Origin of the sequence: Streptomyces sp. NPDC007162, assembly GCF_040634175.1 — a bacterium.
In the GTDB taxonomy this organism is placed as follows: domain Bacteria; phylum Actinomycetota; class Actinomycetes; order Streptomycetales; family Streptomycetaceae; genus Streptomyces.
The window spans coordinates 1-4242 of the sequence record NZ_JBEYFC010000655.1; the positions used below are offsets into that span (position 1 = coordinate 1).

The 4242-nt window shown below is 68.7% G+C and carries 4 protein-coding genes; all 4 read left to right on the forward strand.

Annotation, left to right across the window (positions count from 1 at the left end):
- Positions 1–944 (forward strand): ABC transporter ATP-binding protein (locus ABZ646_RS41380; RefSeq protein WP_360531373.1); only part of this gene is annotated, 944 nt, incomplete at its 5' end.
- Entirely contained in the window at positions 944–1876 is a 933-nt protein-coding gene (locus tag ABZ646_RS41385; RefSeq protein ID WP_360531376.1) for an ABC transporter permease, read from the forward strand. The genes ABZ646_RS41380 and ABZ646_RS41385, both read left to right, overlap by 1 nt.
- Positions 1877–2677, forward strand: coding sequence for an ABC transporter permease (locus ABZ646_RS41390; RefSeq protein WP_360531379.1), 801 nt, complete (start codon positions 1877–1879; stop codon positions 2675–2677). It begins immediately after the preceding gene.
- 33 nt (positions 2678–2710) lie between these two features.
- A complete protein-coding gene (locus ABZ646_RS41395) occupies positions 2711–4138 on the forward strand; it encodes an FAD-dependent oxidoreductase (RefSeq protein ID WP_360531382.1) in 1428 nt (475 codons plus the stop codon).
- The last annotated feature ends 104 nt before the right edge of the window (positions 4139–4242 follow it).

A 4242-nucleotide genomic window follows, 5' to 3' on the forward strand; every position in this document is an offset into this window, starting at 1 on the left:
GGGCCGCCACCGCGTCCGAGTCCTTGACCCAGCCCGCGGGGGCCGCCGAGATACCGCTGCCCGCGGCCACCGTGGCCGCGCGTCCGTCCGTCTTCGAGAACGTCGCCTTCGGTCTGCGCCGGCGCGGCATCAAGAGCGTGAAGAAGCAGGTCGAGGACATGCTGGAGCTGGTCCAGCTGGGGGAGCAGGCCCGTAAGAAGCCGCACCAGCTCTCCGGCGGCCAGCAGCAGCGCGTCGCGGTGGCCCGCGCCCTCATCAACCACCCCAAGGTGCTCCTTCTGGACGAGCCGCTCGGCGCCCTCGACCTCAAGCTGCGCCGCCAGATGCAGCTGGAGCTCAAGCGCATCCAGACCGAGGTGGGCATCACCTTCATCCATGTCACGCACGACCAGGAGGAGGCCATGACCATGGCCGACACGGTCGCCGTGATGAACGCGGGACGCGTGGAGCAGCTGGGCTCGCCGGCCGATCTCTACGAGAACCCGAACACGACGTTCGTGGCGAACTTCCTCGGGACGTCGAACCTCATCGAGGCCGAGGTCGACACGAAGAACGGCGACGACATCGTGCTCAAGGCCGGTGACGGCAAGCTGGTGCTGCCCGAGGCGCGGTGTTCGGCGCCCACCACGACCGGCGGCAAGGTGCTGGTCGGGATCAGGCCCGAGAAGATCTCCCTCACCCACGCCGACGACGCGGGCACCATCCCCGAGGGCCGCAACCGCATCACCGGCAAGGTCGCCGACGCCAGTTTCATCGGCGTCTCCACGCAGTACGTCGTCGACAGCGCGGTCTGCCCCGAGTTCGCGGTGTACGTGCAGAACGTCGAGCGCGACGGACGGCTCGTCCCCGGCGCGGACGTGGTCCTGCACTGGAGCCCGGCCCACACCTTCGGTCTCGACGCGGCCCAGGACATCGACGCCGGCACCGAGGAGGAGGCCGCCTGATGGCCACGCTCTCCGAGGCGCCTCCGCCGCTGGCCCCCGCCGCACCCGAGGCGACGAAGCCCCCGCGCAGACGCGGCCGGTTCACCCCGTACTGGCTGCTGCTGCCCGGCATCCTCTGGCTGGTCGTCTTCTTCGCGCTGCCGATGATCTACCAGGCGTCCACGTCGGTCCAGACGGGCTCCCTGGAAGAGGGCTACAAGGTCACCTGGCACTTCGCGACCTACTGGGACGCGTTGAGCGAGTACTGGCCGCAGTTCCTGCGGTCCGTCTTCTACGCCGCCGCGGCCACCGTCCTGTGCCTGCTGCTCGGCTACCCGCTGGCCTACCTCATCGCCTTCCGCGCGGGGCGCTGGCGGAATCTGATCATGATCCTGGTGATCGCGCCGTTCTTCACCAGCTTCCTGATCCGCACCCTGGCCTGGAAGACGATCCTCGCCGACAACGGCCCGGTCGTGCACGCACTGAACTCGCTGCACATCCTGAGCGTCACCGACTTCCTCGGCTGGACGGCCGGCGACCGGGTGCTCGCCACACCGCTCGCGGTGGTCTGCGGTCTGACGTACAACTTCCTGCCGTTCATGATCCTGCCGCTCTACACCTCGTTGGAGCGCATCGACGGACGGCTGCACGAGGCCGCGGGCGACCTGTACGCCAAGCCGTGGACGACGTTCCGGAAGGTCACCTTCCCGCTGTCGATGCCGGGCGTGGTCTCGGGCACCCTGCTGACCTTCATCCCGGCGGCGGGCGACTACGTCAACGCCGAACTCCTCGGCTCGACCGACACCCGCATGATCGGAAACGTGATCCAGACGCAGTTCCTGCGGATCCTGGACTACCCGACGGCGGCCGCGCTGTCGTTCATCCTCATGGCGGCGATCCTCGCCATGGTCACGATCTACATTCGCCGGTCCGGGACGGAGGATCTGGTCTAAATGCCCTTCGTCAACTGGTTCAAGAAAAACCTCGTCGTCATCGCGGGACTGCTGACCCTCGGATATCTGCTGCTTCCGAACGTCATCGTCACGGTGTTCTCCTTCAACAAACCGAAGGGGCGCTTCAACTACGAATGGCAGCAGTTCTCGCTCGACGCCTGGAAGCAGCCGTGCGGGGTCGCCGACATGTGCGGCTCGCTCTCCATCAGCCTGCGGATCGCCGCCCTGGCGACGATCGGCGCCACCGTGCTCGGCACGATGATCGCCTTCGCGCTGGTCCGCTACCGCTTCCGCGCCCGCGGCGCCGTCAACTCGCTGATCTTCCTGCCGATGGCGATGCCCGAGGTCGTGATGGCGGCCTCGCTGCTCACCCTGTTCCTCAACATGGGCGCTCAGCTGGGCTTCTACACCATCCTGATCGCCCACATCATGTTCTGCCTCAGCTTCGTCGTCACCGCGGTCAAGGCGCGTGTGATGTCCATGGACCCGCGCCTGGAGGAGGCCGCCCGGGACCTCTACGCCGGACCGGCGCAGACGTTCCTCCGGGTCACCCTCCCCATCGCGGCCCCCGGAATCGCGGCGGGCGCGCTGCTGTCCTTCGCGCTCTCCTTCGACGATTTCATCATCACCAATTTCAACGCGGGCTCCACCGTCACCTTCCCCATGTTCGTCTGGGGATCGGCGCAGCGCGGCACGCCCGTCCAGATCAACGTCATCGGTACGGCCATGTTCCTGGTCGCCGTACTCTTCGTGCTGGCGTCGATGCTGATCAACAACCGCCGTAACCGGCAAAAGGCATAGCCCCTTAATTGACTCTGTAGGGAGTTGGAAATCATGGCCCCAAGCGCCATGAGCCGTCAGGCAGATTGGACCACGTCACTTTCCGAAGCACAGCCGGTCCCGTACTGGCTCGAAGACCCCGGCAAGCCCCACCCCGAGCCCGCGCTCACCGGCGCCGACACCTGCGAGCTGCTGGTCGTCGGCGGCGGATACGGCGGACTGTGGACCGCGCTCAACGCCAAGGAGCGCGATCCCGGGCGCGATGTGGTCCTGCTGGAAGGCCACGAGGTGGGCTGGGCCGCCTCGGGCCGCAACGGCGGCTTCTGCGCCGCCTCCCTCACCCACGGGCTGCCCAACGGGCTGGCCCGCTGGCCCGAGGAGATCCACCGGCTGCAGGAGCTGGGCCGGCGCAACCTCGACGAGATCGAGGCCGCCGTCGCCCGGCACGGCATCGACTGCGAGTTCGAGCGCACCGGCGAGATCGACGTCGCCACCGAGACCTACCAGGCCTGGGGACTGCGCGACTGGCACCAGCGGCTGGAGCAGCAGGGCCTTGCGGACGGAATTGAGTTCCTCGACGCGGACGCGGTCCGCGAGCAGGTCGCCTCGCCCACCTTCGAGGCGGGCCTGTACGACCGACGGGGCGTGGCCATGCTGCACCCGGCCAAGCTCGCCTGGGGCCTCAAGCAGGCCTGCCTCGCCCTCGGCGTCCGGGTGTACGAGCACACGCCCGCCCTCGAACTGAAGCAGTACGGCGCCGGCATGGCCGTACGCACCCCGTACGGCTCGGTCCGCGCCCGGCAGGTCGCGCTCTGCACCAACATCTTCCCGAACCTGCTCAAGCGGGTCCGCGCCTACACCGTCCCGGTCTACGACTACGCCCTGATGACCGAGCCGCTCACCGCCGAGCAGCTCGGCGCGATCGGCTGGAAGAACCGGCAGGGCCTCGGCGACTCCGCCAACCAGTTCCACTACTTCCGGCTCTCCGCCGACAACCGCATCCTGTGGGGCGGCTACGACGCCATCCACCACTACGGCGGCCGGGTGCGCCGGGAGTACGACGACCGCCCGGAGACCTACGCCAAGCTCGCCGGCCACTTCTTCACCTGCTTCCCGCAGCTGGAGGGCGTCCGCTTCAGCCACGCCTGGGGCGGCGCCATCGACACCTGCTCCCGCTTCTCGGCGTTCTTCGGCACCGCGCACCAGGGGAAGGTGGCGTACGCGGCCGGGTACACCGGCCTCGGCGTCGGCGCGACCCGGTTCGGCGCCGACGTGATGCTGGACCTGCTGGCCGGGGAGGAGACCGAGCGCACCCGGCTGGAGATGGTCCGCAGGAAACCGCTGCCGTTCCCGCCCGAGCCGTTCGCCTGGACCGGCATCGCCCTCACCAAGTGGTCGCTGGCCCGCGCGGACGCGCACGGGGGACGCCGGAACCTGTGGCTGAAGGCCATGGACCGGCTGGGGCTCGGCTTCGACAGCTGACGGCCCGGCAGGTGACCCGGGTCACCCGATCGGGTCGCTGAAACCCGCGTAATGCCCCCGCAGGACCTCCCTCTCTCCTCGTGGACGCGACGACCGCGTCCACG